Source organism: Kribbella sp. NPDC002412 (assembly GCF_053592935.1).
This window is the reverse complement of record NZ_JBSFBL010000064.1, coordinates 1-5,591: the sequence shown is the minus strand read 5'-3', so window position 1 is coordinate 5,591 and position 5,591 is coordinate 1. Positions and strand designations below refer to the sequence as shown.

Sequence of the window (5,591 nt, the reverse complement as noted above, 5' to 3'; positions counted from 1 at the left end):
GGGCAGCGTTGGGCTATGGGCGGTGGCCGGGGTGTCGGCGGCGTGGTCGACCTGCGATGTTGTTGCGAGGGTTGGCGTTGGGGTGTGGGTGGTGGCGAGGTCTGTGGTGGGCGGGCAGTTGAGGGTCATGCGGCGGTTCCTTTGAGGGGGCGGATGTCGGTCAGGTCGGTGAGGGGCTCGCCGGTGCGGAGTTGGAAGGCTTGGTGGGTGAGCTCGGCGGTGGGCCTGTCGATGCCCAGGAGGTCGGCCAAGGTCCAGGCCAGGCGGACGACCCGGTCGAAGCCGCGGGCGGTGAGGCGGCCGGCGGCGTACAGGTCCTCGAGCATTTTGTGGCTGGCGGCATCCAACGGGAACTCGCGGCGGAGCACCGGGCCGGGGATCTCGCTGTTGAGGATCCAGCCGGTGTCGCGGTAGCGGTGCGCCTGCCGGTCGCGGGCGGCCTTCACCCGCTCGGCGACGACCGCGGTCGACTCGGACTTCTCCCCGTCGGTGATCGCTCGCGCAGCCGGGAGGATCTGGCGCTGGATGTCGAGCCGGTCCTTGATCGGCCCGCTGATTCGTTGCCGGTAGCGCGCGAGCACCTGCGGCGTACAGGTGCAGATCCCACGGGCCGTGCCGGACAGGCCGCAGGGGCAGGGATTGGCCGCGAGCACGAGCATGAACCGCGCCGGGAACTTCGCGACAGCGGCCGACCGGTGCACTTCGATGTAACCCGATTCGAGCGGCTGCCGCAGCGTGTCCAGCGTCAGCGGATGCATCTCGGGAGCCTCGTCGATGAAGAGGATCCCGCGATGCGCGCAACTGATCGCACCCGGCCGTGGCATCCCTGAACCACCACCTACCAGGCTCGACAGGGACGCGGTGTGATGCGGCGCGATGAACGGCGGACGGACGACCAGCTCCGCGTCGCTGGTGAGCAGTCCAGCGAGTGAATGCACCGCCGACACCTCGAGCGAGTCGTCTGTGCTCAGGTCCGGCATCAACCCGGCCAGACGCTCCGCCAGCATCGTCTTGCCCGATCCGGGCGGACCGTGCAGAAACAAGTGATGACCGCCTGCCGCCGCGGCCTCGATCGCCCGGCGTCCTTCGCGTTGACCGATCACGTCGTCCAGGTCCACCTCGGGCACCCGGGTCAGCGACTCGGACAACAGCCGCGGCTCGGCGCGTGGCGGCGCCTCGTCCGGGATCTCGGCCCCGCGCAACATCGCCAGGACCTGCCGCAACGACCGAACGCCGTACACGTCGATGCCAGGAACCAGTCGGGCTTCACCCGCATTCAGCTCCGGTACGACGATGCGCGCAAAGCCGGACCGGGCGGCGGCCAGCGTCATCGCCAGCGCGCCGCGCACCTCGCGGACCCGGCCGTCGAGCCCGAGCTCGCCGATCATCGCGGAGTTGCGCAACGACCCGACCTCGATGACCCCGGCGGCCGCCAGCAGGGAACACGCGATCGCGACGTCGTAGTGCGACCCCGTCTTGGGCAGCGTCGCCGGTGAGAGCCCGATGGTGACCTTGCGGTCGGGGAATCGCTCGCCGCTGTTCACCACCGCGGCGCGGACCCGGTCGCGCGCCTCGGACAGCGACGCGTCCGGCAAACCGATCAGAGTCGTCTTCGGCAGGCCTTGCGCGATGTCGGTCTCGACCTCGACGAGGTGACCTTCGAGACCGACCAGCGCGACCGACCATGTCTGTGCGAGAGGCATCAGGCCGCGCCCCTGACGTGGTCCACGCGCGGCGGAGTGTTGTGGTCGAACAGGACGGCGACGATGTCGATCCGGATCGCCGCGGGCTTGAGCTGATGGGTCTGCAGCCAGCGCCCGGCCAGCTTCCGCAGCGTCGTCAGCTTCCGGTAGGTGATCGACTCGAGCGGGCTGCCGTAGTTGAGCCCGCGGCGGGTCTTCACCTCGCAGACGACCAGCGCGTCGCCCTCTCGCGCGACGATGTCGATCTCGCCCAGCTCGCAGCGCCAGTTGCGCTCGAGGATGACGAAACCTTCGGTCGTCAGATACCTCGCGGCGAGATCTTCGCCGTACTGCCCGACTGTCTTCCTGGTCCGCATCGGTGACCACCTCCGGCTAAGAACATGCCGGGATCAGGCACCGATTTCGGTCGTGACTTTTCGGGCTGTGGAGAACTTCGCTAGCTGCGCATGTGTTTACCGCGGGTCGGCTTCTGCGGCGGGGTCCGGACGGCGCGAAGCTCGCTCTCCGGCCGGATCGCCTGCAGCCCGCCGGCACCGGGGTCGGTGTCGCCGAGGTCGTAGTCCCAGCTGTCCTCGTTCGCCAGCCGGCTGTGCCAGCGCCCGTACAGGCCGTAGATCAGCATGCCGACGAGCATCCAGATGCCGAACTTGGTCCAGGTGCTCGTCTTCAGGTTGAGCATCAGCCACACCGTCGAACCCAGCGACACCAGTGGGACCAGGGGCACCAGCGGCACCCGGAAACCACGCTCGAGGTTCGGCTCCGACCGGCGCAGAGTGAGCACGCCGATCGCACAGAACGCGAAGCAGAACAGCGCTCCGATGACCAACAGCTCTTCCAGCTCGAGAACCTTCGGGTAGAGCGTCAGGGCCAATGCTGCGAAGCCGGCTGCCGCGGCCGCACGGGCGGGGGAGGAGTAGACCCGGCTGACTCGGCCGAGGCTCTTCGGCAGCAGACCGTCACGACCCATGTTGAACAGGACGCGGCTCTGCGCGATGAGCACCACCATGATCACTGTCATCAACGCGAGCAGTGCGCCCAGGTTGACCACCTTCGCGGCCCAGCCGACCCCGACTGCGGCCATCGCCTCCGACACCGGTGCGCTGCCGCCCAGCTCGCCGTACGGACGCATGCCGACCAGGACGACGGCCATCGCGATGTACAGGATCGTGACGGCGCCGACGCCGAGCAGCATGCCCTGCGGGACCGTCTTGCGCGGGTTGCGCGCGTCCTCCGACGCGGTCGCGATCAGGTCGAAGCCGATGTAGGCGAACACGATCGAGCTGGCCGCCGTGAAGATGCCCATCATGCCGAACGAGCCGAAGGACGAGTCCAGGATCCAGCCGAGCAACGTCGGACTGGCTGTCGCGGGCGCCGCCCGGGCCATCGGCACGAACGGCTGGTAGTTGTCCGTGTTGATGTGCATCGCGCCGACCACGATGACCAGCAGGATCACCGCGACCTTCGCGATCACCACGACCGTCAGCACCCGGGCGGACAGCTTCGTCCCGGTGACGACCATCGCCGTCAGGATCAGCAGGAGCAGGGGCGCGACCAGGTTGACCTTCGCGTCCGGCCCGAAGAACTGCGCGACTCCGGCGGGCAGCGTCACGCCGAATCCGTCGAGTGTCGCCAGGAAGTATGCCGACCAGACGCGGGCGACGATCGCGGCGGCGGTGACGAGCTCGAGCACGAGCGCCCAGCCGACCAGCCAGGCCCACATCTCGCCGAACGTCACATAGCTGAAGGTGTACGCGCTACCCGAGACCGGGATCGTGGACGACAGCTCGGCGTAGCAGGCCGCGGCCAGCACACACACGATCGCCGCGATCACGAACGACAGGATCACGGCCGGACCGGCGACCTTGGCCGCCTGGTTGCCGCTGATGCTGAAGATGCCGGACCCGATCATCACGCCCAGGCCGAGTACAACCAGGTCGCGACGACCGAACAGGCGCGGCAGACGGTGCCGCGCGTCCTCGACTCGAGTGAACGCCGACTCGACCGGCAGGCGCCGGCCTACGGTCTGTCCGTTCGCTGAGGGGGCCATGGTCAGGGGTGCCTCCGTTGCTACTAGGGCAATCGGGCCGAACAGTAGTCGACCGTCGGGCTATCGACCAGACCTCCTCTCCTCGACCCCCGCGCGGTGCCTTGCGATGCCGGGTCTGCTCCCGCATGGTCGAGGCATGGCGCCGGACGATGTCGGTACGAACCCTCCCTGGCCGGAAGGTTTCACAGCGTTACTGACCGACTACGAACGGCATCTGACGGCGGAAAGAGACCTCAGCGAACATTCGGTCAGAGCGTACCTTGGCGACGTCGCGAATTTACTCGAACATTTGATTCGGCTTGGTCACGATGATCTCGACGGCCTGGACATCCGCGGCCTGCGGTCCTGGCTGGCCAAGCAGCAGAGCCTTGGGAAGTCGCGCAGCACGATGTCGCGCCGGGCGACCGCCGCGCGGGTCTTCACCGCCTGGGCGCAGCGGACCGGCCGGATCGCTACCGATCCCGGCGCCCTGCTCGCGAGTCCACGGCCGCACAAGAGCCTGCCCGGTGTCCTCGGACAGGCGGACACCCGCGCGGTCCTGGACGCGGCGGCCGTAGCGGCCGACGACGGCAGCCCGATCGGTCTGCGCGACCTGGCGATCATGGAGCTGCTGTACGCGACCGGGATCCGCGTCGGCGAGCTCTGCGCCCTCGACGTCGACGACATCGACCCGTCGCGCCGGGTGGTCCGCGTCTTCGGCAAAGGCCGGAAGGAGCGCTCGGTCCCGTACGGCGTGCCGGCCGAAGAAGCCCTCCGTCGCTGGCTGGACGAGGCGCGGCCGCAGCTGGTCCGGCAGCGGAGCGGGCCGGCGGTGTTCCTCGGCGCCCGCGGCGGACGGATCGATCAGCGTGCCGTACGGCGTCTCGTCCACGAGCGGATCGGTGTCGTCGACGCCCCCGACCTGTCTCCGCACGGACTGCGCCACACTGCCGCAACGCATTTGCTGGAAGGCGGTGCGGACCTGCGCAGCGTCCAAGAGCTCCTCGGGCACGCGTCGCTGGCGACGACCCAGATCTACACGCACATCTCCAGCGACCGCCTCCGGAAGGCCTACGAGCAGGCCCATCCACGGGCCTGAGCCCGAGTGTCGGTGGGTGGGGTACGGCGCGGGTGCGGGGGAATGCGGCAGACTGCGGGGCATGCGGGTTTCGGCGAAGTCTGACTATGCGTTGCGAGCGCTGATCGAGATCACTCAGCGCTGGGTGGCCAACGACCCCTCGGTCGTGTCGGCCGAGGAGCTCAGCCGCGCCCAGGGAATCCCGCACGGCTTCCTGCAGGGGATCCTCGCCGACCTGCGGCGCGCGGGGATCCTGGCCAGCCAGCGCGGGCAGTCCGGCGGGTGGAAGCTGGCGGTGGATCCGAACGAGATCTCGGTCGCCGACGTGATGCGCGCGGTGGACGGGCCGATCGTCAGCATCTCCGGCGTCCGGCCCGAGAGCGTCGCGTACAACGAGCGGGCCGTCGTGCTGCAGCGGGTCTGGATCGCCGCCCGCGCGAGCCTGCGCGAGGTGCTGGAGCACACCACGCTGACCGACCTGGCCAAGAACAAGCTCCCGGCCGGCGTCGAGCGCCGCTCCCGCGACGAGGATGCCTGGCAGGCCCGCGTCCCCGGGAGCTGACCCAGCTACGGACGAGCCCCGCAGCAGGGTGTTAAAGTGATGGCTTATATAAGCTGACGCTTTTGGAGGACACCGATGGCTGGGCAGAAGATCACCACGTTCCTGATGTTCGAGGGCGCGGCCGAAGAGGCGATGACCTTCTATCTCACGCTCTTCGACGACGCGGAGGTCGTCTCGATCTCCCGCTACGGCGCCGAAGGGCCGGGTCCCGAGGGATCGGTG

At 68.9% G+C, this 5,591-nt stretch carries 6 protein-coding genes; 3 read left to right on the top strand and 3 right to left on the bottom strand.

Annotated elements, in window-relative coordinates; all coding sequences use genetic code 11:
• Positions 1 to 125 precede the first annotated feature (125 nt).
• From ACWCOV_RS35425 to ACWCOV_RS35415, 3 genes are all read right to left on the bottom strand, one after another.
• On the bottom strand, positions 126 to 1,703 hold the full coding sequence (locus ACWCOV_RS35425; protein WP_449833732.1) for a YifB family Mg chelatase-like AAA ATPase: 1,578 nt from the start codon (positions 1,701 to 1,703) through the stop codon (positions 126 to 128).
• Positions 1,703 to 2,059, bottom strand: coding sequence for a YraN family protein (locus ACWCOV_RS35420; protein WP_449833731.1), 357 nt, complete (start codon positions 2,057 to 2,059; stop codon positions 1,703 to 1,705). Before ACWCOV_RS35420 ends, ACWCOV_RS35425 begins: the two co-directional genes overlap by 1 nt.
• Positions 2,060 to 2,139: 80 nt before the next feature.
• Positions 2,140 to 3,750 (bottom strand): APC family permease, encoded by a 1,611-nt coding sequence (locus ACWCOV_RS35415; RefSeq protein WP_449833730.1) that lies wholly within the window; start codon positions 3,748 to 3,750, stop codon positions 2,140 to 2,142.
• Positions 3,751 to 3,886: 136 nt separating this feature from the next.
• Here ACWCOV_RS35415 and ACWCOV_RS35410 point away from each other — a divergent pair, with 136 nt between their 5' ends.
• The 3 genes from ACWCOV_RS35410 to ACWCOV_RS35400 all read left to right on the top strand — a co-directional run.
• Positions 3,887 to 4,828, top strand: a complete 942-nt coding sequence (locus tag ACWCOV_RS35410) for a tyrosine recombinase XerC (protein ID WP_449833729.1) — start codon at positions 3,887 to 3,889, stop codon at positions 4,826 to 4,828.
• Between the two features lie 61 nt (positions 4,829 to 4,889).
• On the top strand, positions 4,890 to 5,369 hold the full coding sequence (locus tag ACWCOV_RS35405) for an RrF2 family transcriptional regulator (RefSeq protein ID WP_449833728.1): 480 nt from the start codon (positions 4,890 to 4,892) through the stop codon (positions 5,367 to 5,369).
• A gap of 75 nt (positions 5,370 to 5,444) precedes the next feature.
• The coding region (locus tag ACWCOV_RS35400) for a VOC family protein (protein WP_449833760.1) at positions 5,445 to 5,591 on the top strand (147 nt) is incomplete at its 3' end.